Raw genomic sequence first — 26,035 nt, 5'->3', positions numbered from 1 at the left:
CCTTCAAATCATTTATAGATAATTTTTCACCTTCACAACTTCTCCATTCTTTATATATACCCTTGGAACTCTCTTACTTATCATACAAAGTACTTCATTTTCTATTGAACCTAAAATTTTTGCTATATCCTCAGCATCAAACTTAACCTCTCCATCACTGCCCATAAGTATTACTTTGTCTCCAACCTTTACATCTTCAATCTCTGTAACATCAATCATGCATTGGTCCATGCAAATATTACCTACAACCGGTGCAAATTTACCATTTATTATTACTTTTGATTTTCCAGATAATATTCTAGTATATCCATCAGCATATCCAACTGGTAAAGTAGCTATAGTACTTCTTCTCTCAGTTTTAAATTTTCTTCCATATCCTATATATTGATCTTTCTCTAATGTTTTTAGGTGAACAATATTAGCTTTTAGTGTCATTACAGGCTTAACATCCAGATTCTTTTTATCTACTTTTTCTGAAGGATAATATCCATAAATTATTATTCCAGGCCTTACCCCATCACAGTAAGCTTCCGGTAATTCAATTATTGCCGCACTGTTGCAAATACTTCTAATTTTAATATTTACACCTTTTTCTTTTAACCGGTTATCAAACCATCTATATTTATCAAATTGGAGATGGGAATATTCTTTATCTTCCTCATCTGCTGTAGAGAAGTGTGAAAAAAGTCCCTCAACTTGAATATTAGGAATTCTGCTTATTTCTACCACTTCTTCTACACTTTCCTCTGTAGGAAGAAATCCTATTCTTCCCATTCCAGTATCTAAGGCAAAATGTATTTTTACTATTTTATTTTTACTTCTTGCACATTCAGATAACTTTTTGGCATATTCATATGAAAATACTACTGGTTCCAGATCGTATTCAATAAGATCCTCAAATAAAGTATCTGGAGTAACACCTAAAATATTAATTGGACAAGTGATTCCTCCCTTTCTAAGCTCTATACCTTCATTTAAAACTGCCACAGACAATCTTGTTGCTCCATTTTTAAGCAGTACTTTTGCAACTTCCAGAGCGCCATGACCATATGCATCTGCCTTAACTATTCCAAAAATTTCTGTAGTCATCGCTTTAGCTTTTATATTTCTCATGTTATATTCCAAATTATCTAAACTTACTTCTGCCCATACAGGTCTGTAGTTTCTAAACATATTTAATTTCTCCTCTTTAATTTCTTACACCACTAAAACACAATATCTATTAAGCCAGTTTAATTATTGATTTTTAGGCAACACTAATAATAGTATCAAATACCCCTTATCAATACTAGTTTGCTCAATACTAGTACTGATAATTATGGGATATTTAATACCTTATATTTTTTATAATCTAAGTTACTTATAAAACAGTGTAATTTTTCAGTCAATCCATATTTGTTAACTAAGGGACTTCATAATTTTTCAGTGATATTAGAAAAATGTTAACTTAATAACCCTGCTAGGTCTTCCTGTACTATATACCATCTTCTTTCCAACAGTCTCACAAAAATCATAAAGCTCTAATTTTTGAATAAATCTATCTACACTTCGCTTACTCATTTCGCACAAATTTGCAAGTTCCTTTGAGGAAAATGTATAATTATTACACTTTTCTGCAGCATTATAAATTTTATATATTGTGTTTATACTTATTCCCGTTTTTTCTGATATATTTGACAATCTCTTATCAATGAACAGCTGACGCTTTTCTGATTTATTGTTTAATGGTCCTCTAGTCTCACCATTTTCGTATACAACAAAGCCCTCATTCCCCCCTGTTCTAATAGCTTTATTTAATCCTGTGTAAGCATTAAATTTAGCCTCTTGTGCAGTGCTTCCGTATCCTATCCCTAGACTTATAGTTTTTAACACTTTTTCTTCAACTAATTCAAACAAATAAATTTTTTCATAATTGTTTGTTACTGTTTCAAGAATTTTTTTTGTTGTAAAAATCATATACTCTTTATGATTTACTTCAACTACAGCTGCTTTAATTTTGGATGCAAATAAATATACGCACTCGGATATCTTCATTCTACTAATAATATTCTGATATTCATCATCTCTAATTACTGAATATTCATTTGGGAAATCTATCTGCACTACCATAACTACGATTTGATTATCTGTATTGCTTTGAGCCAAATACTCTAACCTTAGTTTTTCAACAGTAGTAAGTATAACATTTTTTATGGGAGTTACTAAAACGCAAGGAATGTTCTTTGCATATAGCTTGTCATAAATTTCTGCTAAACCAGTGATGCAGCAGGATACTTTTTTAGTGTAATAATTGTTACAGTGGAAGCGATACACATAGTCTATATAGTTCTTTTGGGTTAGTTTTTGTTCAGCTATAAAAAAATTAAAGTCTTCTCTTTTAAATCCTATTTCATCATAAACCTCATATAAAAAATCCCTAGTAAAAGTATCAAAACTAACAGATAATATGTTATATTTTTTTAAAGCCGATGCTTCTAATAAGGTTCTTAATAATGTACTTCCATGCCTAGGGAGGTATTCCCATACAATATTCTGCTTAATGAATTTTTCCGTTAATTTAAATGGCGTTTTTCCTAAAAATATTACAGCATCCAAATCTACTTGGCAATTTTGAACCAAATCAGGTGCCTCTATAGCTTCTTTGTATATTAAATCTACCAGTTCTATTCTAGGATAGCTTTCCTTTATAGTTACATGGGTTTTATTTACAAATTCTACTGGACCAACAATCCCCATTTTCATGGCTTTTCTCTCCTCCCTCGAAATTGTCATTTTTTCATAAATACATGTACAAAATTAATTTTTTATCACAAAAACAAGACTATAATTATAAATGTTATAATTATAACACAAAAATATAATTATAGTGAATTTCTTTATGAATATTAGGTAAAATTATGTAACATTTTACCTAATATTCATCACTCTATTCCTAATTAATATCTGCTGTGTTTTTACTTTTACCCCAAAATTGAAGGAATTAAAAATTAAATTGTGGTCCAGTTTATATAATAATGCAGTAAAATTTAATAATAATTGTATGCTAGGACTATATCCATATATTTTAAAAAGCTGCTATACTGCAAGCAAGAAGTTTTGCCCGTTCATTTAGACTGTAAACTTGGATATATTCCTGCTCACCATGATTTAACTCACCCCGAGCTCCCATAGCACAAACTGTTGGAACTCCAGCCATAACAGTCCAACAAGCGTCAGAACCTCCACCAACAAATTTGGGTTTTATCTCTGGTTCTATTCCAAGTTTACGCCCTTGTTCTTGAACTATCTTAAATAGCTCCATTCCTTCTTCTGTCTTTTCCATAGGCATAAATGAAATTTTTTCATTAGAAAGAGTTGTATGAGTTCCCGGTACATATGTCTTTTCTGCAACTTTTTTCAAATCATCAAGTGCTTTTTCTCCTTGCTCACAGGTTACAAATCTTATGTCGATCTTAGCATGTGCCTCTCCAGCAACAGCATTAGCTACTGTGCCACCTTTGATAACACCTACATTATATGTTATACCTGATTCATAATCTGTTAAATTATGCAGATCTACAATTTTGTTAGCTAATTCTAAAACTGCAGAAGCTCCTTTTTCCGGGTCTTTACCAGCATGTACAGCTATTCCTTTTACAGTCATATCAGGATACATTACACCTTTTCTGGCTACAACTACAGCTCCATCATCGGATCCAGTTTCCATATTAAATACAGCATCTTTCCCTTTTGCCTCACGGATAAACAATTCTGGTGTGTTTATCACTGGATGGCCTGATTCTTCATCACCACAAAAGAACACAGTAATATTCTTTTCATTCCACTCTAAATCATGAAGTGCTTTAAGGGCTGAAAGTGCTATAACTACACCGCCTTTCATATCTAAAACACCAGGACCATAAGCTTTGCCATCTTTTATAGTAAAAGGTCTTTTTGCTGCTGTTCCCTTGGAAAAAACTGTATCCATATGACCTATTACCATTGCATTTTTCTTTCCCTTGCCTTCCTTACGAGCTATTACATGTGTACATATTCCTGGACTTTCTAAATATTCAACCTTAAATCCAATACTATTTAATATATCCCCAACAACATGTGCAACCTTATCTATTCCTTCTGGGTTGTCCCGGCCTGAATCAATGTTGACCAATTTTTCCAGTAATGAAATCATATCATCATTGTATTCATCAACCTTCTTGCTAATTTGTTCTATCATCGTCAATCCTCCTCATGTCTTTCCTTTATCCGATGACTACCCGCTCTAATACTCCCATCTTCTTCAAAGTGTACGTTGCGAGCGGCTACATCCCTGAATTCGTTCAACTAAGAATTAGGTGGGGTTTGAAACCCCATCTGATTCAAGTTTCCACTTCATTACCAAAACATGAACATAAAATTTAATATTTCTTGTTATAGACGTTCTTTCTTACTGTAAACTTGTCCATATAATAAGTATCAGCATCAAAGCCAATACCATTTCCTTTTGGAACATCAATAAATGTGCCATTAAGCTTAATCATTGGACTAATAATATCATGTGCATAGTAACGGTCTGATGCAGCAATATCATTTGGTAATGTATATCCCTCAAGTGTTGCTACTGCAATATTATGAGCTCTAGCAATTCCAGAGTCTAGCATACCACCACACCAAATACCAATGCCGTTATCATAACCTAACTTTTGAATCTTTTTAGCTTCAGTTAACCCTCCAACTCTAGCTACTTTAATATTAATTATTCCACAACTTTTAAGCTTAATAGCCTTTCTTGCATCTTCTAGTGTCACAATACTTTCATCTAAACAAATTTTTGTCTTTATTTGTGACTGTAATTCAGCATGATCCACTATATCATCATGTGCTAAAGGCTGTTCGATCATTATTAACCCAAGTTCATCTAATTTCTTAAAGGTATCAATGTCATCTAATGAATATGCTGAATTAGCATCAGCCATTAACATTATATCGCCAAATCTTTCTCTAACAGCTGTCATATAGTCTACATCTTTTCCAGGTTTAATTTTAATTTTAACTCTGCGGTAACCCTCATCAATATATCCTTGAACTGTATCCAGTAAACTTGGAATATCTTTCTGAATTCCAATACTAACCCCTGTTTCGACTTTGTCTTTAGTACCACCTAGAGCCTTAGCTAGTGGCATTTTTTTCTCTTTAGCATATAAATCCCAAAGTGCACAGTTAATTGCTGATTTTGCCATTTCATTACGGCGATAACTTGAAAATAACTCAGTTATTTCATCTGGATGTTCTATTGTAGCTGCAAGTGTTTCTGGAATCAGATAATTTTCTAATAGTGCCCAAGCACCACCCATAAATTCTTCATTGTAATATGGTTTTTCAAAAGTTGAACATTCTCCATATCCAATATTTCCATCCTCATCATGAATTTCAACAATCAAACAATTTTTAAATTTCATTGAATCAAAGCTTGTTTCAAATGCTTTTTTTAATGGCATTTGAATTTGTCTCATTACTACCTTATTAATTTTCATAACTTTCCCAACCTTTCTCCTATGCTGTTTTAATTTCAGACTTAGCAATAATATTAGATCTTTTCTCTATGTCCTTACTATTTAAAGTAAGTGAAACAATAAATGCAATTCCTACTGAAAATACTAAGAATAAGAAAGCTGCATTATAAGAACCATTAAACATATCAACTAAAAATCCCATGGCAAGCGGAGCAACAAAACCTGCTAATTGACCACCAAAGTTTAGCACTCCCATTGATGAACCATAGTTATCTTGTGTGATTATTTTACTAAACAATGAGTATGTTGATGCAAAGGTAATTGACTTAAAGAAATAAGTAATCACTTCAAAAATAATAACTGAAGTTAGTGATTCTGCATTGTACATTTCAAAAACAAAAATCGTAGTTAATAAACTTGAAAGGGCAATAATAAGTTTTTCTCTGTTCTTAAAATACTTGTCCATAATCCAACCACTGCTAAAAGCACCTAAACCTGCAGCAATAAACGGAAGTGGCACTAAATAAGAAATACTTTTTAAATTAATGTGTCTTACTTTTAATAGATAAGTTGGCATCCATGAATCTAGTCCTTTATTTACCATACTAATTCCAAAAGCAATGATAACAAATTGCCATACCATCTTGCTTGTAAGTATTTCTTTCCAATTACCCTTTTTACTTTCTTTTTTGCCCTCACCAACATCCTTACTTTTTCTAATTGGACGAACAGCAAGATAATAGATAGCTACAAAAATTATGCCTATAATTCCAACTACGTGGAAAGTTGCTCTCCATCCAAAAGCAATCATGATTGGTGCAATAATCATTGGTGCTATTGCACTACCAACATAGTTGGAAGATAACATACTTGAGGTTGACTTTGAACGATTCTTATATCCAAAAACTTCAGAGGTTTCCGATAAACACGCTGCTGCATAAGGTCCTTCCCCTATTCCAAACATGAAACGGATGACAAGTAATGATGTAAATGACCAAGAAAATCCAGTAAACATGGTAAATAAAGACCACATTATAACTGCAATAATAATTACTACTTTAGAACCTAGTTTATCTGACAGCCACCCTCCTGGAACCTGTATAAGAGCATAGCTAATATAAAAAACACTCAAAACTAGTCCGGATTGTGATGAAGTTAATCCAAAATCTTTTGACATAGATGTAAGTGCAATACTAATTGCAGCTCGATCAATAAAAAGTATACAAAACCCTATATAAAGAAGTGCAAATACTAAATACTTATGACTATCTTTTCTCATTGTTATTACCCCTTTCTAATCTCCAAATTCTTTTATTAAATAGTAGCTTGATTTAATCCCTCGAATAAATTTAAGTTTATCCATATTCTCATTTGGCGCATGATTATTTTGGTCTGCGTTTGCATAAGGTATAGTCAATGTTGGCTTTTTTAAAATATCTGTCCATACATAATTAGGCACTGTTCCAGCCATAACTGGCTCAACAATAATTTTTTCATCTGAAGCAGCCTCTAGAGCTTTAATAGCTGTTTCAATATAAGGTAAATCTGAATTTGTCATAGATGGCGGATATGATGAAAACTCTTTTATTGTGGCAAAGGGTGAAAATTCTTCTACCACCTTTTTTATATTGGACATAATTAGAGCAGAATCTTGTTTTCCAACTAAACGTATATCAAATTTTGCAATAGCTTCATTAGGTATGATATTCTTGATTCCTTCCCCAGAGTATCCTGAGTAAATTCCAGAAATATTAAAAGTTGGCTTAAACATCAGCAAATCATAATATTCTTCCTTATTAAGGTTAATATTTGAAACACCAAATCTCTTTTCCACACTTGATTGATTATATGGTATTGCCTCTATCCATTTTTTATGGAGTTCAGTTGGTTTAAGTACACCATCATAAAAATATGGAATATTAACACAATTCTTATCAGATGAATATAGCTTGTTAATAATTTTGTTCAATACCATAATAGGATTTTCAACAACATTTCCAGCGTTTCCAGAATGACTATCAAAATCAGCAGTCTTTACTTTGATTTCAAAGGAAACTAATCCTCTATTTCCTAACCTCAAAACTGGACGTCCTGATTCATGCATTGATCCATCAACAACAACTACAAGATCTGCTTGTAGAAGAGTATCACCATATTTTTTTACAACATCAGGCAAATGGACACTTCCTTGTTCTTCTTCCCCTTCAATGAGGAATTTCACATTAAAAGGTAGTTTTTCATTTAACTTCAAATAGCTGTATACACCTAAAATTTGTGCAATTAACTGTCCTTTATTATCACCAATACCTCGAGCATAAAACTTACCATCTTTTTCTGTAAGTTTGAATGGATCTGAGTTCCACTTATCAACTGGTTCTGGAGACATTACATCATAATGTCCATAAAATAATACGGTAAATGGACTTTCTCCAGGTATACTTGCATATATTGCTGGATTTCCATTTGTCTTTAAAATTTTAGTTTCTGCATTTAATAAACTACTAAAAAGTGATTGAACATAATCTATAGTATCTTTAATACCTTCACCAGTTGAACTAATTCCTTTACTAGCAATTAACTCTTCAAGACTTTTACGAAAAAAATGAAAGTTTTCCGAAATAAAGTCATCAATAATTGTCAACTTAAAACCACCTTTCTCTTATTTTTGAAGTACGTACTTCTTATTTCTCCAAATGGAAGATTGTTTAATTGTTATAAATAATAATATAAATCCGCTGTCTATAAAACACCTTAAATTTGTCTCAAACATAAAAATAAGCAAAAAATACTTGAAATTAATGATTTTTTAATGCTTGAATTTATAATTATCAAAAAATACATTGTATTTTTTAATAATTTATTAATAACTTTAAGACACTATTACAAAAACTAAATATGCAAGTGAATGTCATCAACGCTGAAAGCTTTAAGGATATTGTTTGATTAAAAAGGATACTTAAGGTATCTAGCAATAAGGGAGCGTATCTAGGTTTGTGTAAATCAAACCTAGATACGCTCCCCTCAAGCATTGGTTTTTCAATTGTTTCGCTAAATGATAATAGCTTTACATAAGTTTATTACGTAATAATAAAATAATATTGTTCAGTTATATTTAAATCAGTTTCTCAGGAGTAAACTTAGAGGAAATTCTCTTTATCAATATATAATCAAGTATCAAAAGAACAGTACCTGCTATAACCATGATAAGGCTATTGAGCATAAGTACACCCGTCATTTGTCCCACCAATAAAAGAACTATGGGAAGAACAAGAAGTCCGCTTACCTGCTGCGCTTCTTGAAAGGTTTTTGATTTTGCTGACACCATCACAGTAAAGATTAAGGATAGTAAGTTAACTGCAGGTGAAATCCAAAGTATGATAATGAGCCATTTTATATCTGGAAAAATAAGCCCTCTAAAATAGATGAATCCTCCTATATTTACTATGATACCAAAGGCAACAAATGAAAACATAGTTACTATATAAGAAGGTATAAAAACACCTAAAATTTTTGCTCTCAGCAGTTGTTCCATTGATATTGGCGTATAAAGCAGTGTCTCCAGTGTTTTATGTTCTTTTTCACCTACAAAACTGCTGGCTCCAATAATTCCTGAACACATTATGGGAATTATAAGGAAGTATACTGGAAACATATAATTTATAACAATTTTTATTACTAATTGGGCGGGATTATATGTTGTATACTCTGAAGGCAGTTTTTTCAGGAGAGGTCCGAAATCTCTTACTATATCTGAATCATTCCCGATATAGTTTATAGCAATAAGCATAGCTAAGGGTATCAATACAGTTAGAACGATCGTAACAATAGCCATTGGCATAATTACCTGCTTTGTGCTTATTATTTCATTTAAGTCTTTCCCTATTAATGCCTTTTCACTTCTATTCATATTAAAGTCCTCCGATCTTATAGCACTACATCATCAGATGAGCCTTTTATATACTTAAAGTACAGCTGTTCCAAAGACCACTTTTTTTGAACCACCTCGTAAATTTCTCCGCCCTTTGACAATATGCTTTGAATAACAGAGGTTACTTCTTTATCTCCTGTAATAGGCTTGCTGTATATGTTATTATCCTCAAGGACAAATCCAAGGTCCTCAGAAATATTTTTCCCTCTAATTTTTAATTGAAGGGTGGCTTTTTTCTTTGAAGCAAGTTCATCAAAGGTGCCGAAGCCAAGTATATTGCCATTATTTATAAAACCATACAGCGTGCAGATATCTTCAGCATATTTTAATTGATGAGTGCAAAGAAATATTGTAACCTCATTTTCTTCTGCAAGTTCTTTTATAAGTTTTGTAACATTAAGTGCATTTTCTGGGTCCAAGCCAGAAGTAGGCTCATCAAGGAATAAAATCTTAGGATTGTGAATGAGAGCTATAGCTAGTGAAACTCTCTTTCTCATTCCCGTGCTAAAAGCTTTTACTTTTTTGTCCTTTACATCTGATAATTCTAGTCTTTTTAAAATGGAATACGCACGTTCCTTCAGCAACTTTTCTTCAATACCATGCATCCTTCCAAAGAATATTAAATTTTGCTCAGCAGTAAGATTTTCATAACAGGAAGAACTCTCGGTCATAACCCCACAGAGTCTATGAATCTCAAGGATATTCTCATTCACGGGTTTTCTCAAGATTTCAGCATATCCTGAGGATACTGAAAGAATTCCGTTGAGTATTCTAACAGTGGTTGTTTTTCCTGAACCGTTGGGACCAAGAAAGCCAAATATCTCACCTTTAGGTATACTTAGACATATATTGTTCAGGGCATTAATCTGTCCATCATAAGATTTCGTAAGATTCTCTATTTTTATTGCGTTCATTTCTTTCACCTCAAATTCAAAGCTACAATCAGGTAAAGGGTTTAAAAAGTATATAGCCTATTTAAATCATTGCTTCTCTACTATTCTTCACTACTCTATATATTATATTCGTATGTTGAGCTTATGAGAATCCTATATCTAATTGGATTCGTTAAACTAAAAATCAGGTGGGGTTTTACCCCCCCACCTGATTCAAGCTTCCACTTCATTATTCTAAAGATATCTTTTGCAGCTTATTTGGTTTTTTTTCTTAAATAATCCTTTAAGATCATGTAAGTATATGTATACTACTGGCACAAATACCAGTGTCAACAACGTAGATGTAATCAATCCTCCAATAATTGCAAAGGCCATAGGAACACGTTGTTCTGAGCCAGAGCCGGATGCTATTGCTGTAGGAATCATACCAAAAATCATTGCCAAGGTAGTCATAATAATTGGCCTTAAACGGGTATGACCAGCATTAATTAAAGCTTCTTTTAAATCCATTCCTTTGCTGTAATTTTGTTTTGCAAAATCAACAAGCAAGATTGCATTTTTAGTAACTAGACCCATCAGCATAATAATACCTATAGCAGACATCATATCCATCTCTTTATTACCAATAAGCAATCCTAAAATTGCACCAATAATCGCTAGTGGTAAAGAAAGTAAAATAGCGAACGGATCTAAGAAGCTTTCAAACTGAGCTGCAATTACAAGGAATATAAATAAAACTCCCATAACAAGTGCTGTAGCTAAGCCTCCCATACTTTCTGCCATTTGGTCTTGACTTCCTCCAGCGGTTACCTTTATACCGTTTGGTGCAGGTGCTTCACTTTGTAGCTTATTATTAAATGCCTTAGTAAAATCACTCTGTGCTACTCCAACATAATTTGCTGTTAACTGAATTTCTCTTTCTTTATCATATCTATTGATAGTAGCTGAAGATGTAGTGAAAACTTTTTTGGTTACTTGATCAATAGGAATCATTTTCCCACTTGTACTAGATACATAGATTCCCTGTAAACTATCAAAGTCTTTCCTATCGTCTTCTTCAAGCTGCATGCGAACATCGTATCTATCCTTTTCCGTTTCATACTGGCTTACTACAGCTCCATTAAATAAAGTGTTTAATGTACTAGAAACTACACTTGGATTTACTCCTAAATCTTGAGCTTTGTCACGATCTACTTCAAGTTTTACTACTGGTTTTCCAGACTTATAAGTAAGACTTACATCTACTGCTCCAGGAGTATTCTTCATTACTTTCTCAGCCTTTAAAGCATATTCCTGCAGCTTTGTAAAATCTGAACCTTTAATGTGGTATTGAACTAATTTACCTGCCCCCATAGAACCACCAGCGGAAGTAACTGATAAATCAACTCCTGGAATGCTCTTCAAATCTTCACGAATTTTTGCTACAATCTCATCAACACTTTCTTTTCTATCTTTCTTCTCTGAAATTTTTACACTAAGATTAATTTTATCTAACTGAACTGTAGAATATATATATTTCACATTCTTATTTTTTTCAATAATACTTTCCATATCCTTATCAATTTTTGAAGCACTGCTTAAAGTAGAACCTGAATCTAAACTTGCTTCTATTGATATCTGCCCATTATCAGTTGCAGAAATAAAACCTGTTTTCAATTGTGTAGCCAAAAGTAAACTTACTATCAATAGCCCCATTGGTATCAATAAGGTTATAACTCTATGCTCTAGTGACAACTTTAACAATCTAGAATAAGTATTAGCTAACTTATCAAAAGATTCATTAAATCTTTCTAGAAACCTTCCTATTATAGGTATTTCCTTTTCCTTACTTCTTAAATGCTTTGCAGAAAGCATTGGTACTAAAGTAAAAGCTACAAATAGTGAAACCAAAACACTGGCAGCAACAGTCATTCCAAATTGTACAAGAAACTTTCCTATCATACCATTAATCATAGCGATAGGAACAAATACTGCTACTATAGCAAGAGTGGTAGCTATAACTGCAAGTCCTATTTCCTCAGTGCCTTCCTTTGCTGCTTGAATCGGGCTTTTTCCCATACGTAGATGACGAACGATATTTTCAATAACAACTATAGCATCGTCAATAAGTAATCCAACTGCAAGGGATAATGCCATTAAAGAAACTGTATTAAGTGTGAAATTCATAAATTTCATTACTGCAAAGGTAGTAATTATGGATACAGGAATAGCAATTGCACTAATTGCAGTACTGGCAATATCCTTAAGAAAAATGAAAACTACAATTACTGCAAGTATACATCCTGCTAGCATTGTCTTTTGAACATCTTTAACCGAATCAATTATAGATGTGGAGTTATCAGTTACAAGTTCAACCTTAACTCCTGATGGTAAGTTCTTTTTAATATTTTCAACTTCTTTTTTAACAGCCTCAGCTACTTGTACAGTATTTGAACCAGATTGTTTAACAATATCAATACCAATTGATTCCTTACCATTATAAAAAGATAAACTGCTTTTTTCTTTACTTCCATCTTCAACTTTTGCAATATCTCTAAGTCTTATTTCACTACCGTTACGTTTGACAACTAAAACATTAAGAAAATCATCTATCTTTTTTATAGAAGAATCAGTCTTTAAGCTTATTTGTGTATCTCCACTAGAGACTTTACCACTGGATACATTAATGTTATCGTTACTTAAACTATTAGTAAGTTCTGAAACTGTAATGTTAAATGAATTCATTTTTTCTTTATCTAGTTTTATATGAATCTCTCGTTCTTCCTTTCCATAAGTGTTAACGGCTCCAACACCACTTATGGTTTGCAGTTTTTTTGCAATATTATCCTCTACTATCTGGGATAACTCACTATTAGACATTGATCCAGTAACAGCAAAAGAAAAAATAGCTGATGCACTGGCATCAAATTTTGAAACTACAGGATCATCAATATCTCTTGGCAAGCTGCCTCTGATATTAGATAACTTATCTTTTATCTCCTGCACTGCCTCTGCTGATGGCTTCTCTAATTCAAAGGAAATTGTAGTACTTGAAACTCCTTCTGTTATGGTTGAGCTAACGTGCTTAACCCCAGATATTTGTCCTACTGCATCCTCTACTTTCTTTGTTATCTTTGACTCAATTTGGTCTGGAGCTGCTCCACTTTCAGTTATTCTAACAGATACAGTTGGCATATCAACATCTGGAAGCTGATCCATAGGCAAACTGGTATAACTAACTACTCCTAAAGCCAGTAAAGCAATAATTATTACGGTGATAAATACAGGTCTTTTTAAACTAACATCTGATAAAAACATAATTAAATCTCATCTCCTATTCAGTTACTACTTTTACTCCATCACCATCTTGAAGGTTTCCTACGTTAGTTGTGATAACACTTTCTCCATCTTTTACCCCAGATTTTATTTCCACTATATCTCCACTAATTTCACCTGTGGTTATAGTTTGTTTTTTTGCTACTCCATTATTATTTTTAAAAACATAATAGTTTCCTTCACTACCTCCTATTGCTTTTAATGGCAGCGTAATTGCTTTTTTTATTTTCATCGATAGCAATCTTTATATTTCCAAAAACGCCAGGTTTAAGCCTTCCATCCTTATTGTGAATTTGGATTCTACATTTTAAGGAATTCTATTTTTATAAGACTAAACATTTTGACTTTCTCCTATAAGTGAAACAAAATGTTCTTCCAATGTATCCCTTTTAATATTAACAGATTTAACTTCTACATTATTTTTACATAAGAATACATTTATTCTCCCACTATCATTTAATCTTTCATAAATTTTAATTTTATTCAATCCGAATACCAGAAAGTTATTTATATTCATCTTTTCTGAAAGTAAGAAAGAAGCCTTATTTACATCATCAACTATAAGTTCTATAGAATGTCTACTTTTTTCTCTAATACTTTCATAATCTATCTCTTCAAGTAGAGTGCCTTTGTGAATTATACCTATAGTATCTGCAATTTGTTCTATTTCACTTAATATATGACTTGCTATTAAAATTGTGGTTCCATATTTTTTAGAAATCATACCTAGTAAATTTCTAATGTCCCTTATACCTAATGGATCCAGACTATTGATTGGTTCATCTAATATTAACAAATCAGGTTTTGTTAATATTGCTCTTGCAATACCAAGCTTTTGTTTCGTACCAAGGGAAAGTTCACTAACTAACTTTCCTTCAAAATTCTTAAGTTTTACCATTCCTATTGCATCATCAATACAATTCTTTTCCTCATATCCCATAAGAGTTTTATGAATCTGTAAGTTTTCTCTCGCTGTAAGATTTTCATAAAAAGCAGGATATTCTATTACACTACCAATTTTCTTTAAAAATTCTTTATTCTTGTTTCTTATAGGCTCGTTAAAGAATTCTATAACTCCAGAAGTAGGTTTAAGTAAATTTACTATAAGCTTTAAAGTAGTGGTTTTCCCTGAACCATTTTGTCCAAGTAGTCCATAGATTTCTCCTTTTTTAACGTTTATATTTAAATCATTAATTATTACGTTACCCTTTATTTTCTTATATAAATTAAAAGTTCTTAATGCATATTCCACTTTTTCACCCACATCATATAATATTTTTAAATCAGCTATCAATTAATTTCATTATATAAAAAAATGCTTTAAAATTCATCCGATAACTACCCGCTCTAATACTCCCTACGCACGGTGTGAAAGCGATTCGCAACAAATCAGAGATTTGTGCTCTCTGCTTTTCTTAAAGAGTACGTTGCGAGCGGCTACGTTCCTGGATTCGTTCAACTAAGAATCAGGTGGGGTTTGAAACCCCATCTGATTCAAGCTTCCACTTCATAAAATAAGTATTACAAAATTCTTACATATGAAAACTTACATCATTGAAAATAATACAATTAATTTATAAAGTTCTACTGTTTTTTAGATAGAACTTGAATACAGTTTTCTCATAAGGAATACTTTTCAAATATATTTCTCCATTCATTTTATTTATTAGTGTTTGAACAATAGTAAGTCCTAATCCGCTTCCCTGATAATCTTTGTTTCTTGATTCATCTAGTGTATACAATCTCTCAAACACCTTATTCTTTTCTGATTCTGATATACCTTTACCCTTATCCCACTGCTCTATCCATACTAAATCATTTTCTTCATAAAGTTTTATTCCTATTACCTTGCCATCGGACCCATATTTTATTGAATTAGTTATAAGATTGTTTAACACTCTTGTAATAGCTTCTTCATTTCCTAAAGCCCTTATATCCTTTTCCGGAATATCAACTTCTACATCAATTTTATTGGCTTCAAGAGTTTCATAAAAACTCAATATACTTTTTTTCACAATCTCTGAAACATTTAATTCCTCTATATTAATAACTTCATCTCCTGATTCTAATTTAGAAAGAGAAAAAAATTCATTCATAAGGCTTATAGTTTCGTAAACCTTTTTTTCTAGTTTTATCAAATATTCTTTCTTTTCTTTTTCAGTTAGCGAAGAATTATAGTTAAGTTGATCAATATATCCAAGCATAACTGTCATAGGTGTTCTTAAATCGTGAGATATATTAGAAATCATCTTTTTCATGGCTTCTTTTGATTCAGTTTCACTGACCTTTAGCTTATAAAATTTTGAAATAAAACCATTAATTTCTATACATAAGTTCTTTATACTTTTATCACTTGTTACTAATCTAATCCTATCATTTACACTTTCAAAAGAAACTTTACTTAAAGAACTTATTATGAAAGATATGTCTTTGTTTTTCATATGTATTTTAGTTAATAAAAATATAAAAGTTAGAATAATTACAATAACCACCAGAAAATTAATCATACTATATATCTCCTAATCTATAACCAATTCCCCAAACAGTCTTTATATATGTTGGATTGGAAGGATCTTCTTCAATTTTTTCTCTCAATCTTCTTATCTGCACTGTAACGGTGTTATCATCATTAATAAAATCATCTTTCCAAACGCTGGCAAATATTTGTGCTTTAGTAAATACCTTTTTAGGATTTTGAAAAAATAACTTTAATATTTCAAATTCCTTTGCAGTCAAACCTATATTCTCTTCACCTTTTAGGATCTGATAGTTATCAAAGTTAAGTGTAAATGGACCTCTTGAGATTGATTTAATACTATTTTCTTCTTTAATATAATAACCTATCCTTCTAAAGATTGCAGATATTCTTGCTGTTAGCTCAAGTACAGAAAAGGGCTTGGCTATATAATCATCAGCACCCAACTCCAATCCTAAAATTTTATCAATTTCAGAATCCTTTGCAGAAACAATAAGTACAGGTACAGAACTAGATTCTCTTATTCTCTTTAGTATTTCCTTTCCACTGACCTTAGGTAGCATTAAATCTAGCAGAACTAAATCAAAAGTATTGTTGTAAAAAGCCTGTAAAGCCTTTTCACCATCATTTACTGTTAGTACATCAAATCCTTCGCCTGTGAGATGCTTATTCACAAGTTCTGAAATCTCTAAATCATCTTCTATTAATAATAATTTATAAATAATCCGTCACCCCTTTTTTCAAGCTCATTGCAGAAATAAAAACTTCCTAATAAATCCATTTCAGCTACCAACCGTTCAACAAAGTTATTTTAGTGCTAAACTTTAATATAGTCAACATATATCTCATCTTACACTGCTCTATTCATAACATCTACAGCGACAGTTATTTCTACCAATAATTGAAAAATAGATATATAAAAAACTGGCATCACTAAGTGACGCCAGTTTTTCATAACTAAATCATATATGCTTTTCTACAAACACTTATTAATCTAATAAGGAAAGATTTTTTCTTATTATTGCTTGTACGTTTTAAGTTTACAATCGTATGTGAGATATGTTTCACTTCCATCAGCATTAGCAATTATAATTTCATATTTCAAGAACTGTATATCATCTTTATTTAGTGTTTTAGGACCAAAAGTATCAAAGTTTGAAGATGTTTCTCCAGGAAGCACAGTATCATAATTTGATAGATAAGTTTTTTCATTGGTGTCCTTTAGCAAAACAGTTGCTGTGAATCCAATTATATTCTTTTCAGAGTTATTCTTGTACGTAGCATTCATATAGACATTCCCAATGCTGTCAGGATTTTTAATAATAACATCAATTGGTAACTGCTCAATCGTCAAAGGTAGTGTACTTATTGTGTCTGTTGTTTCATAAGTATCTATATCATATGATTTAAGCTTACAATCATAGCTAATGTATGTTTCACTTCCATCAGCATTAGCTATTGTGATTTCATACTCTAAAATTTCTATATCATCTTTATTTAGTGTTTTAGGACCAAAACCATCAAAATTTGGAGATGTTTCTCCAGGAAGTACAGTGTCATCACTTGTTAGATAAGTTTTTTCGTTGCTATCCTTTAACAGAACAGTTGCTGTGAATCCAACTATATTTTTTCCAGAATTATTCTTATACGTAGCATTCATATAGACATTCCCAATGCTGTCAGGGTTTCTAATAGTAATATCAATTGGCAGTTGATCAATTGTAACTGGAAACTGTTGATTAACAGTTTCAGTAGTTTCTTCATTATTATTTTCTACAGCAGCAACTCCACTGACAACATAATTTGCTAATGTATCTGTAACTACTGCAGTACCACCTAAAGCTATTATATTGTTATATTTATCATGTTGAGCTTTTATTGAAGACATTACTGAAGAATCAATAGTACTTCCTACTAAAATTAGAGGAGAGTTACTTGATGCTGCTAATACACTTCCTGATAAAGCATCTGGATAATTTTCACCTGATGCAACATAAACTTTATCATAACTAAACTTGTCAGCAAAGTGATTTAATACAGCTGAATTTGTGCCATATCTACTGCTTCCTCCAAGTCTTATATTATTCTTCAGCTGTGACGCAATTTTATCACTTACAACGCCACTTCCACCAACTATATAGCTTTCACTATAAGAACTGTTACCCAAGAACTCCTTAACTGCTGATGATAAATCATCCTTGTCTGTTAGTAGTATTGGCATCCCATTTTGTGCTGCAACTGGAGCTATTGATAATGCATCTGCAAATCCAAATCCATTTGTTACTACTACACCACTAGTAGCCCCTAAACTTTTAGCCACTTGCAGCGATGTTTCAAACCTATTCTGACCATATACTCTAGTAGTGGTAATGTTCATACTCTCAAGTTCATCCTTAATGTTATCAGATAAAACCCCAGTTCCACCTACTATAAATACATTTTTTACATTAAGTCTTATCAATTCACCCTTTGTATTTGAATCTAGAGTCTCTTTTCCTGTAAGCAAAATTGGAGCATTATATTTTTTAGCTAAAGGTGCTGCGCAAAGTGCGTCTGCAAAACCTTCCCCACTTGCTACTACAGCATAGTCACTACTTGTCCATCCTTCTTGTACAATTTTAGAGCCAGTTTCATATCTATTACTCCCAGATAATCTTTTGCTTAATGATGCAGCATCAACCTGAGTTGGTAGTAATAATACTGTACTTAATAGTAATGTACTAAAGGTACATAAAGTCCTTTTTTTATACATATAAATCCCCCTAAGGTATAATATTTTTCTCAGGTTAATTATATAGTGTTCATACTTCGCTTACAAGTCCAGTAATACATGTAACTTTTGGAAATGACCCAAGTCTAACTATTCATTGCTTCTTTTCTAGCTATGAAACATTCTAGCCTCTTCCCATAATTCTCTATTAAGCTGATTAAAATATTTTCCCTTTATTATCTCCCATTGTTGGATATTAATTTTACAATTACTAATGTATTCACGAGACTTTAATCTATTTAAAGCTTTTTGTGATGGATGCTCAAAGTCAGGTGAATTAAGTTCTTCCTCAATTAATTTCAGTTCCTCCGGATCTATCCTATCTTTAAGCTTTTGTAAATCCATATTCAACATACGTTCGTTTGTTAGTATAGCCTCCCCTAAATGATGAAGTTCATATTTTAGTTGGTTATCGAATAAGTTTACTAATCCCATAATTACAAAATCTTCATCAATTTTGCACTCATTAATTATATACTCTACTCTTTCTTTGAGGCTATTAATCGCTTCCTCCTTATTCCATTTTAATTGATAGTGTCCCCCAAGCTTATACAATAAGGAGAATACTCTTCTTTTAAGCTCGTCCTCTTCCTTTCCATGAGTAGATTGATCCCATTCATCTAAAGCTTTAAAAAAAATTTGAGTTTGCATTTTCATCTTTAATTACCACCTTTACTACTATTTCTACATAAAATTTATATTCTACATATTCCCATAAACACCTTCTTTTACACAATATTCAAACTTAATTTATCAGCAGGTATTTTTAGACAAAGATAACTAAGCGAATTTGCTACTACATTGGTCATTGAATTTGGGGTATAAAAAAAGAGCAGCTGTTACATTGCTCTAAATACTTCAATATAATACATTTGAATTTTTTCTCACTATATATCTTTATGCCTATTCTTCTATATAAGTAATATTACCATCAAAAATATAATTCAAAGAAGTTTTTGAACCTTCAAGTGCAAACATCATTTTTTCAATTACAGCCTGCTCTTCCTTGTTAGTTGTTATGGAAAGTTTATCCCCTTCATTCACTTCAGACTTTAATCCAAATTCATATATAAAGTCATTTATGACTCTTATCCACTCAGATATATCATTAGACTCTACCTTTTCTTTCTTTATGAAATCTTTTAGTGTTTTCTCCAATTGTTTTTTCGAATATTTCAATATTTTTGACATCCTTTACCTCTTTCATTCTGATTTTTGTTGTAAAGTTTTTTTACATCTCACTCTACACTATCTTCTAATCCTAATAAAGTATACCACAAAAACTTAAAAATTTGTTGTATAATAGAACTATTCTTAACTAATGCATTTATGAAAGGATAACATAAAAAAATGAGAATAAATAAACTTCTTAGTAATCTTAGTTTTTGTTCAAGAAGAGAAACCAATAGGCTTATTGAGCAAAATAGAATAACAGTAAATGGGCAACTTCCTCAGCCTGGTCAGTGGGTAGAAGAAACCGATATTATTCTTATTGATAATAAACCTATTCCAGTAAAAGACAAAAAATATATAGCCTTAAATAAACCTGTAGGTATTACCTGTACTGCTTCAAAAGAAGTTCAGACTAATATAATAGATTTTTTAGACTATCCAGAATATGTTTTTCCTGTTGGAAGGTTAGATAAGGCCTCCCAAGGATTAATATTTCTAACAAATGATGGAGAGTTTGCAAATAAGATTTTAGAATCTAAAAATGAACATGAAAAAGAATATTTAGTTACCGTCAATAAGCCTTTTGATGATTTTTTCATAGAAGGGATGTCTAGGGGTGTTGAAATTTGTGGAGTTAAAACGAAACCTTGTAAAGTAACTCGGGTTAATGAAGATACTTTTCGTATTGTTCTTACCCAGGGACTAAATAGACAAATTCGCAGAATGAGCAAAACCTTTGGATATACAGTTACACGCTTAGAACGTATCCGAATTATTAATATAAATATTCATGGAATAGATATTGGTAAGTGGCGTGAACTCACAGAGGAAGAAGTGCTCGAAATAAAGCACTTTTAGTTTATTAAAAATAGGTTTCATCTATATCAATTTTAGATAAAGCTCCATTGATACTATGAAATGATATGAATCTGATATTATAGCATCCTATAATATCAGCTAAGCAAACTGTTCCTAATTGAAAGCATTTAGAAATCCCACCATAAAGAATCAGTAAGGTGTAGGTCTGAATCTAATATGACAGTCTCACCAATCTGAGGGTCGATTAGAAGTATCTTTTTATTATCAATACTAATTAGAAATGCAGAGTGTCCAAGCCAAGTCAAACTATCTTTTTCACTTTTAATTTTGTTCCAATCAATAGTTGAAACTTGAATTTCAGCTGCGGGATTGCGGTCTTTAGCATTTGTACTGGAATTATTAAACACAGATGCAGAATCTGATGAACGCGTAAACATACTGGTGGTAATTGCATTAACAAATTTTCCATCAACATAATTATCCAAATGTCTATAGGTCTCTTTTTGTTCTTTGGTTTGCTTCCCCCCAAAAGCTGGGTGTAAGTTTATAAACAATATAGCACCAACACATAATATAAGTAGAATACTGAATAAATATAAAATCATCTTTTTCATCTTTTCTCCCAATGTTTTTTTTATATACTTTTATAACTTTTACAAAAACAATCCTTGAATTTGTTTTGTGATTTCCCTAAGTTTATCACTTGGAGTTAGGTCCAAGTGAAGCATTTTTCTGATTTTTTTATTGTACAAGTATTTAATGTTATACCCATAAGACATATCCTTACTACTCTAACACTCCAATGTATAGTTTACCACCTTGTGATATCTGCAAAATGTACTTATGACCTTACCGAGTTAATACACCAATGTATAACTCTGACTTATCTAGACAATTCACTAATTATGCAAATGATGAGGATTTAACTATCGCCATTCCTGATAATTACAATGCTATATTGCGGGCTGTTAATGTTTATGGATATTATTATGTATATAAAATGGCAAGAAAGACTGATGAAGACAATGTTGTTATCATACCTTACAGCACAGGGAATCCTTTAGGAAAAGCATACGGAGTAGATAATAATCTGGACGCTCGTATAGTCTTTAGAGTTTATTTGGATAAAATAGCTATGGTTGGCCCATACATTTATGATGCAATGTTCAAGTATTGCATCATAAAATTGTTCAGGAATTTACTTCATCTTGAGATTTAATTGTTCTCGGATCGTTTATATATTCCTCCATGATAACAAATAAAAGTTTCAGCATGGTAACTTAATACTTTGGATATAGATCTATTTGCATTATCTATATCCAAAGTAAATTGAGGATTTGCAATAACTAGCTGATTATTTTCTAATACAGCAGCATCACCTGCTATAATAGTTTTTTTATTCTTTAAATACAGAGATATATGTCCTGGAGTGTGTCCTGGAGTAGCAACTATTTCACAACCTCCACACCAGTCCATAACTTCACCATCATGTACTACTATATCAACTTTAACAGGTTTAACATTTCTTATAATCTCACAAAAAGCTTTTCCAAATGCTTTCTGGTCATCACTTAAAGTACTTTGAAGTGCCTCTGCTTGTTCTAATCGTAATGATTTCTTTTCTCCTGTAATATAAGGAGCTTCAATTTCACTTGCAACAATTTTTATATTAGAATATTTTGCTTTAAAATCTGCCAATGCACCCATATGGTCATGGTCATGATGTGTAATTAGAATTTTTGTAAGTTGATTACAATCCAAATTTTCTGCTTTAATGGCATCTTCAATAACAGACATAAACCCTGTATACCCGCAATCAACCAGTATCATTTCATTATCATCCTTTAAAATTACAGGATGAATAACATCTTCTGTATTACCAAACTTGAAACTTATATTTAAAATAATTATATTTCCCATAAAATTACCTCTTTCTATTTTTCAATAACAGCCTGTTCTTCCTTGTTAGTTGCTGTGAAAAGTTTTTTACATTTCACTCTACACTATCTTCTAATCGTAATAAAGTATACCACAAAAATATAAAAACTGATAAGATGAAAGGGATAGCGCAACCGCCAAGCATTAAATCTTATGACTTATCTGATAATATTATCAACCTTCCAAAAGTAAGTGAAGACGTTGTGAAAAAAAACAATATCTATTCATTACAAAGGTTAAAGGCATAAAGATGGGTATCAACAGATACCTTCCAGTAGAGCACAAACTCTTATTTATGTTTGAGTTAAATGAAATTACCCTGGAACAACCTTTTGTACCTAACTTTGCAAAAAAAGCTACAGTAAATCATCCACTTATAACTGCTGCATCTACTCCTTCAGCAGCATCATCACAGATTTGATATATCTATAATACTCTTAATTTTGGTGTAATTTACCAACTTTCTATATAGCCTCATTATAGTTTAATAGTTCTACACGTGTTGAAACTCCTTGGAGTGCAATTAAGTGTAAAGGCTCACTTACAGTTGTACAACAATCGGATAGTATCTTTACACTATACTTTTCTGCTTCTTTAGAAATAGCCGTGAAAACAACACAATTTTGTGTCATCATTCCACATACAAGAATTTCTTCTACTCCAAGCTCTAATAATACTTCCTCTAAATTTGTCTTATGAAAGCTATCTGCAAATGTCTTAATAACTTTCTTTGCATTTGGAGCAGCTTTTAATATTCTTGGATGAATTTCTACTCCTTCTGTGCCTTCATTAAAAAATGGTGAGCTACTACCTGCGATATGTTGAATTAAAATTACAGGGATATTATTGGCATCTGCTTTTTCAATAGCTTTTTCTACATTATTTAAAGTGTTTTCGGCATTCCATAGAGAGAATTTTCCATTTGCAAAGTAATCATTTTGTATATCAATAACTATAAGAGCTTTTTTCATTTTTATAACCTCCTGAATTTAACTTCATTTAATGTTTTGGAAAGTATACTATTCCATCTAAATCATTCAAATTTTATTATTATAACTAGTTCATGAACATTTGTTGTATTAATAATAGCATGGATTATTCTATTGTAAAATTACCCACTTTTTTGTGTGTATTATGTATAATACATATTGAAGTTAAATTACATAAAAAAACATTAATACTTTAGTTAGCATTAATGTTTATTAATTTGCTCATTTAAATACTCTCGACCTACTTCCTGCATAATTTCTAAAGCCTTTATTATTCTATGGCCCCTGCCTTCTGTCAAGAAATACTCTACCTTAAGAGGATAACCTTGATACTGTATTTTATCTACCAACCCAAATTCTCTTAACTCATTTAGTTGCTGCAATAACATCTTTTGGCTTATTCCCTTTATGTCCTTTTCCAACTGAGCTAAGGATGTTTTGCCATGATATTTTAATTGCCAAAGAATAACCGTTTTCCACTTGCCTTTTAATATATCGTGTGTAATTTCTAACGGACAAGTATATTCTTTACGAAGCTTCATATTAATTCTCCTTATAAAATTAATTCTGATTTTTAATTTTGTTTTCACAGAATAATTCTATAATATTCAAAATAACCTTTCAATTATTATGATAAATAATATTATTTTCTATGGTATTTTATTTCCATATAGTCCCTTGTGGAATTATTTTCATAAGACACTTCTCATCACCCATTTTTATACTTTTTAGCAACTCCACATCTACCTTACACTCGAAGGCTTTTTCAAAAAGGACTTTACTATACCCCGTTGTACACTGACACCAGGTATTTGTATCTAATCTATCCATGTCTGCAAGCATTGGGCATGGACAAAAATGAACTTGAAGATATAGTTCTCCTTTTTCTGAGTACAAACCTGCTGCTTTTGCCTTATCTGAATTTCCGAATTCCTCCATGTTAGAAGATGATTCTACCAGACCTTTCACAAGTTCTAATTTCTCATCCATTCCATATCCGCACTGGCAGTACATTCTTATTTGCTTAATAGTCAGATTATCAAAATGGTTTTCTAATCTCTTCATTGTTGACTTTACCCATGTAGGATTATCCTCTGTTCTTGCAGTTTCATCTTTTCCATATACTATTTCTAATGACAATAATCTGCAACATCTTCAATTGAAATCTCTTCGTCTAAATGTTGCATGATATAATCAATACTTTTGATTACCAATTCGTTTGTGATCATAATACATACCACCCATTGCTTTCTGCTGTTATCCCATATTTAATGTGAAATCTTTAATCCGTTATATATAAATAATTATATTGTTTTATTTTCTATTTTTCAATATATGTAATTATTTGAAATAGTTTAATTGTTTACTTTTATTCCACTTAACATAATATTGGGTTTGTTAACCACGATAAAAAAATCCTAATTACAGCACTATTTATAACAAAAAGCAGAATTTGTTCACTTCGTTACCAAGTTTTATAAGATGGTCCGAACCTCTTGGAAAAACTAGAAGTGTAACGGACAGTTTTTTCTTGCTATATAATTTGGTATAATGAAAATAAAGAAATGCTTAGTTTGGAGTACTTACCATCGATTGCATTTATCTTGAAATTATGTCAACCACCTCAAGGAAACCTTGCTCAGTATGGTGTCAACACAATTGAGCTTAATAAAAAAAGATTTTAAGGAGATAAAAAATGGAACTTAGTGCTTTTAAGTATGGAGCTAATGCCGTTAGCTTCATAAAAAACGAAAAAAAATACGGTATGATATGCGCATGGGCAATGCAGGCAGACTATGACAAGATTTTAATGTTATTAGGTGCCCAAAGTATAACTGGAAAAAATATTTGTAAGGGTGATATTATAGGAGTTAGTGCATTAAATGAAGATCAACAGGATATAGTAGATGCATTAGGTCTTAACCATTCTGATGATACTGATAAGTTTATAAATATCAAATATACAATAAATGATTCTGCCATATTAATAGATGGTGCAAGCAATTGTATGATTGTAGAAGTATTGGATGTATTGCATCTGGAGGGAATTGAAGAAGATAACTTAATCTACGGCCTTGTAAAATCATTCACAAGCAATGATTCTAAAAAATATGCGTTATAAGATTAGAACTTAACACATATACTATACATTTATTGGAATATAAATATCAATAAGAAAACCATGGTCTAGAGCACTAGATCATGGCTTTTTGCTTTATTTTAATTTTCTCCTTTGTAAGGG

At 31.6% G+C, this 26,035-nt stretch carries 26 protein-coding genes; 4 read left to right on the top strand and 22 right to left on the bottom strand.

Annotated features, from left to right (window positions below; all coding sequences use genetic code 11):
* Nucleotides 1-12: 12 nt before the first annotated feature.
* The 17 genes from alr to CLMAG_RS19065 all read right to left on the bottom strand — a co-directional run bounded on the left by alr (nt 13) and on the right by CLMAG_RS19065 (nt 20,065).
* Complete coding sequence (alr, locus tag CLMAG_RS19140) at nt 13-1,173, bottom strand: alanine racemase (RefSeq protein ID WP_066626366.1); 1,161 nt, start codon at nt 1,171-1,173, stop codon at nt 13-15.
* A 258-nt stretch (nt 1,174-1,431) separates the two neighbouring features.
* On the bottom strand, nt 1,432-2,742 hold the full coding sequence (locus tag CLMAG_RS19135; protein ID WP_066626364.1) for a hypothetical protein: 1,311 nt from the start codon (nt 2,740-2,742) through the stop codon (nt 1,432-1,434).
* A gap of 322 nt (nt 2,743-3,064) precedes the next feature.
* On the bottom strand, nt 3,065-4,216 hold the full coding sequence (locus CLMAG_RS19130; RefSeq protein ID WP_066626362.1) for a M20 family metallopeptidase: 1,152 nt from the start codon (nt 4,214-4,216) through the stop codon (nt 3,065-3,067).
* 181 nt (nt 4,217-4,397) lie between these two features.
* The gene (menC, locus tag CLMAG_RS19125; protein ID WP_066626361.1) at nt 4,398-5,513 is read right to left on the bottom strand and encodes an o-succinylbenzoate synthase; all 1,116 of its coding nucleotides are present in this window, start codon (nt 5,511-5,513) and stop codon (nt 4,398-4,400) included.
* A 19-nt stretch (nt 5,514-5,532) separates the two neighbouring features.
* A complete protein-coding gene (locus tag CLMAG_RS19120) occupies nt 5,533-6,771 on the bottom strand; it encodes an MFS transporter (RefSeq protein ID WP_066626359.1) in 1,239 nt (412 codons plus the stop codon).
* A 15-nt stretch (nt 6,772-6,786) separates the two neighbouring features.
* Nucleotides 6,787-8,133, bottom strand: a complete 1,347-nt coding sequence (locus CLMAG_RS19115) for a M20/M25/M40 family metallo-hydrolase (RefSeq protein ID WP_082832006.1) — start codon at nt 8,131-8,133, stop codon at nt 6,787-6,789.
* Nucleotides 8,134-8,604: 471 nt separating this feature from the next.
* Entirely contained in the window at nt 8,605-9,399 is a 795-nt protein-coding gene (locus CLMAG_RS19110) for an ABC transporter permease subunit (RefSeq protein ID WP_066626354.1), read from the bottom strand.
* A gap of 17 nt (nt 9,400-9,416) precedes the next feature.
* Nucleotides 9,417-10,334, bottom strand: a complete 918-nt coding sequence (locus tag CLMAG_RS19105) for an ABC transporter ATP-binding protein (RefSeq protein WP_066626353.1) — start codon at nt 10,332-10,334, stop codon at nt 9,417-9,419.
* Nucleotides 10,335-10,547: 213 nt separating this feature from the next.
* On the bottom strand, nt 10,548-13,610 hold the full coding sequence (locus CLMAG_RS19100) for an efflux RND transporter permease subunit (RefSeq protein ID WP_066626352.1): 3,063 nt from the start codon (nt 13,608-13,610) through the stop codon (nt 10,548-10,550).
* A gap of 16 nt (nt 13,611-13,626) precedes the next feature.
* A complete protein-coding gene (locus CLMAG_RS19095; protein WP_066626351.1) occupies nt 13,627-13,860 on the bottom strand; it encodes a permuted SH3 domain-containing protein in 234 nt (77 codons plus the stop codon).
* Nucleotides 13,811-13,921: a hypothetical protein gene (locus CLMAG_RS35195; RefSeq protein WP_479723212.1), complete on the bottom strand. Its 111-nt coding sequence runs from the start codon at nt 13,919-13,921 to the stop codon at nt 13,811-13,813. Before CLMAG_RS35195 ends, CLMAG_RS19095 begins: the two co-directional genes overlap by 50 nt.
* A 38-nt stretch (nt 13,922-13,959) precedes the next feature.
* Nucleotides 13,960-14,892, bottom strand: a complete 933-nt coding sequence (locus CLMAG_RS19090; protein WP_242873085.1) for an ATP-binding cassette domain-containing protein — start codon at nt 14,890-14,892, stop codon at nt 13,960-13,962.
* Between the two features lie 310 nt (nt 14,893-15,202).
* Complete coding sequence (locus tag CLMAG_RS19085) at nt 15,203-16,135, bottom strand: sensor histidine kinase (RefSeq protein WP_066626350.1); 933 nt, start codon at nt 16,133-16,135, stop codon at nt 15,203-15,205.
* Between the two features lies 1 nt (nt 16,136).
* Nucleotides 16,137-16,808: a response regulator transcription factor gene (locus CLMAG_RS19080; RefSeq protein ID WP_341420682.1), complete on the bottom strand. Its 672-nt coding sequence runs from the start codon at nt 16,806-16,808 to the stop codon at nt 16,137-16,139.
* A gap of 314 nt (nt 16,809-17,122) precedes the next feature.
* Nucleotides 17,123-18,856 carry a cell wall-binding repeat-containing protein gene (locus CLMAG_RS19075; protein WP_066626348.1) on the bottom strand — a complete coding sequence of 578 codons (1,734 nt, stop codon included), beginning with the start codon at nt 18,854-18,856 and terminating at the stop codon, nt 17,123-17,125.
* Between the two features lie 126 nt (nt 18,857-18,982).
* On the bottom strand, nt 18,983-19,531 hold the full coding sequence (locus tag CLMAG_RS19070; RefSeq protein ID WP_066626347.1) for a hypothetical protein: 549 nt from the start codon (nt 19,529-19,531) through the stop codon (nt 18,983-18,985).
* Nucleotides 19,532-19,777: 246 nt separating this feature from the next.
* A complete protein-coding gene (locus CLMAG_RS19065) occupies nt 19,778-20,065 on the bottom strand; it encodes a hypothetical protein (protein WP_066626344.1) in 288 nt (95 codons plus the stop codon).
* 159 nt (nt 20,066-20,224) lie between these two features.
* On the opposite strand from CLMAG_RS19065, the gene CLMAG_RS19060 reads away from it, so the two are divergent.
* Entirely contained in the window at nt 20,225-20,905 is a 681-nt protein-coding gene (locus CLMAG_RS19060) for a pseudouridine synthase (protein ID WP_066626343.1), read from the top strand.
* Between the two features lie 128 nt (nt 20,906-21,033).
* On the opposite strand, the gene CLMAG_RS19055 is transcribed toward CLMAG_RS19060, so the two are convergent.
* Nucleotides 21,034-21,480: an MBL fold metallo-hydrolase gene (locus tag CLMAG_RS19055; protein WP_066626342.1), complete on the bottom strand. Its 447-nt coding sequence runs from the start codon at nt 21,478-21,480 to the stop codon at nt 21,034-21,036.
* 254 nt (nt 21,481-21,734) lie between these two features.
* Between CLMAG_RS19055 and CLMAG_RS19050 the strand changes: the two genes are divergently transcribed.
* Complete coding sequence (locus CLMAG_RS19050; RefSeq protein WP_066626340.1) at nt 21,735-22,085, top strand: hypothetical protein; 351 nt, start codon at nt 21,735-21,737, stop codon at nt 22,083-22,085.
* Here CLMAG_RS19050 and CLMAG_RS19045 read toward each other — a convergent pair.
* A complete protein-coding gene (locus CLMAG_RS19045) occupies nt 22,082-22,786 on the bottom strand; it encodes an MBL fold metallo-hydrolase (protein WP_066626338.1) in 705 nt (234 codons plus the stop codon). The genes CLMAG_RS19050 and CLMAG_RS19045 overlap by 4 nt on opposite strands.
* Nucleotides 22,787-23,054: 268 nt before the next feature.
* Between CLMAG_RS19045 and CLMAG_RS33265 the strand changes: the two genes are divergently transcribed.
* Nucleotides 23,055-23,225, top strand: a complete 171-nt coding sequence (locus CLMAG_RS33265) for a hypothetical protein (protein ID WP_175562187.1) — start codon at nt 23,055-23,057, stop codon at nt 23,223-23,225.
* Nucleotides 23,226-23,268: 43 nt separating this feature from the next.
* Here CLMAG_RS33265 and CLMAG_RS19040 read toward each other — a convergent pair whose 3' ends face one another.
* The 3 genes from CLMAG_RS19040 to CLMAG_RS19030 all read right to left on the bottom strand — a co-directional run bounded on the left by CLMAG_RS19040 (nt 23,269) and on the right by CLMAG_RS19030 (nt 24,933).
* Entirely contained in the window at nt 23,269-23,775 is a 507-nt protein-coding gene (locus CLMAG_RS19040; protein WP_066626335.1) for a cysteine hydrolase family protein, read from the bottom strand.
* A 221-nt stretch (nt 23,776-23,996) separates the two neighbouring features.
* A complete protein-coding gene (locus tag CLMAG_RS19035) occupies nt 23,997-24,335 on the bottom strand; it encodes a winged helix-turn-helix transcriptional regulator (protein ID WP_066626334.1) in 339 nt (112 codons plus the stop codon).
* Between the two features lie 118 nt (nt 24,336-24,453).
* Nucleotides 24,454-24,933 (bottom strand): DUF6144 family protein, encoded by a 480-nt coding sequence (locus tag CLMAG_RS19030; protein ID WP_242873084.1) that lies wholly within the window; start codon nt 24,931-24,933, stop codon nt 24,454-24,456.
* Between the two features lie 556 nt (nt 24,934-25,489).
* Here CLMAG_RS19030 and CLMAG_RS19025 point away from each other — a divergent pair.
* Nucleotides 25,490-25,915: a PNPOx family protein gene (locus CLMAG_RS19025; RefSeq protein WP_066626332.1), complete on the top strand. Its 426-nt coding sequence runs from the start codon at nt 25,490-25,492 to the stop codon at nt 25,913-25,915.
* Nucleotides 25,916-26,035 lie beyond the last annotated feature (120 nt).

The sequence above is a fragment of the Clostridium magnum DSM 2767 genome (assembly GCF_001623875.1).
Classification (GTDB): Bacteria; Bacillota; Clostridia; order Clostridiales; family Clostridiaceae; genus Clostridium_AM; species Clostridium_AM magnum.
This window is presented reverse-complemented; position numbering and strand designations above follow the sequence as displayed.

What these genes read in the sequence shown, in the direction of transcription:
- CLMAG_RS19110 (WP_066626354.1), bottom strand. Translation starts at nt 9,399, where the DNA reads ATGAATAGAAGTGAAAAGGCATTAATAGGGAAAGACTTAAATGAAATA.
- CLMAG_RS19025 (WP_066626332.1), top strand. Translation starts at nt 25,490, where the DNA reads ATGGAACTTAGTGCTTTTAAGTATGGAGCTAATGCCGTTAGCTTCATA.
- CLMAG_RS19040 (WP_066626335.1), bottom strand. Translation starts at nt 23,775, where the DNA reads ATGAAAAAAGCTCTTATAGTTATTGATATACAAAATGATTACTTTGCA.
- CLMAG_RS33265 (WP_175562187.1), top strand. Translation starts at nt 23,055, where the DNA reads ATGGGTATCAACAGATACCTTCCAGTAGAGCACAAACTCTTATTTATG.
- CLMAG_RS19075 (WP_066626348.1), bottom strand. Translation starts at nt 18,856, where the DNA reads ATGTATAAAAAAAGGACTTTATGTACCTTTAGTACATTACTATTAAGT.
- CLMAG_RS19045 (WP_066626338.1), bottom strand. Translation starts at nt 22,786, where the DNA reads ATGGGAAATATAATTATTTTAAATATAAGTTTCAAGTTTGGTAATACA.
- CLMAG_RS19065 (WP_066626344.1), bottom strand. Translation starts at nt 20,065, where the DNA reads ATGTCAAAAATATTGAAATATTCGAAAAAACAATTGGAGAAAACACTA.
- CLMAG_RS19135 (WP_066626364.1), bottom strand. Translation starts at nt 2,742, where the DNA reads ATGAAAATGGGGATTGTTGGTCCAGTAGAATTTGTAAATAAAACCCAT.
- CLMAG_RS19050 (WP_066626340.1), top strand. Translation starts at nt 21,735, where the DNA reads ATGTATAACTCTGACTTATCTAGACAATTCACTAATTATGCAAATGAT.
- CLMAG_RS19130 (WP_066626362.1), bottom strand. Translation starts at nt 4,216, where the DNA reads ATGATAGAACAAATTAGCAAGAAGGTTGATGAATACAATGATGATATG.
- CLMAG_RS19105 (WP_066626353.1), bottom strand. Translation starts at nt 10,334, where the DNA reads ATGAACGCAATAAAAATAGAGAATCTTACGAAATCTTATGATGGACAG.
- CLMAG_RS19100 (WP_066626352.1), bottom strand. Translation starts at nt 13,610, where the DNA reads ATGTTTTTATCAGATGTTAGTTTAAAAAGACCTGTATTTATCACCGTA.
- CLMAG_RS19120 (WP_066626359.1), bottom strand. Translation starts at nt 6,771, where the DNA reads ATGAGAAAAGATAGTCATAAGTATTTAGTATTTGCACTTCTTTATATA.
- CLMAG_RS19085 (WP_066626350.1), bottom strand. Translation starts at nt 16,135, where the DNA reads ATGATTAATTTTCTGGTGGTTATTGTAATTATTCTAACTTTTATATTT.
- menC (WP_066626361.1), bottom strand. Translation starts at nt 5,513, where the DNA reads ATGAAAATTAATAAGGTAGTAATGAGACAAATTCAAATGCCATTAAAA.
- alr (WP_066626366.1), bottom strand. Translation starts at nt 1,173, where the DNA reads ATGTTTAGAAACTACAGACCTGTATGGGCAGAAGTAAGTTTAGATAAT.
- CLMAG_RS19035 (WP_066626334.1), bottom strand. Translation starts at nt 24,335, where the DNA reads ATGAAGCTTCGTAAAGAATATACTTGTCCGTTAGAAATTACACACGAT.
- CLMAG_RS19070 (WP_066626347.1), bottom strand. Translation starts at nt 19,531, where the DNA reads ATGAAAATGCAAACTCAAATTTTTTTTAAAGCTTTAGATGAATGGGAT.
- CLMAG_RS19060 (WP_066626343.1), top strand. Translation starts at nt 20,225, where the DNA reads ATGAGAATAAATAAACTTCTTAGTAATCTTAGTTTTTGTTCAAGAAGA.
- CLMAG_RS19055 (WP_066626342.1), bottom strand. Translation starts at nt 21,480, where the DNA reads ATGAAAAAGATGATTTTATATTTATTCAGTATTCTACTTATATTATGT.
- CLMAG_RS19095 (WP_066626351.1), bottom strand. Translation starts at nt 13,860, where the DNA reads ATGAAAATAAAAAAAGCAATTACGCTGCCATTAAAAGCAATAGGAGGT.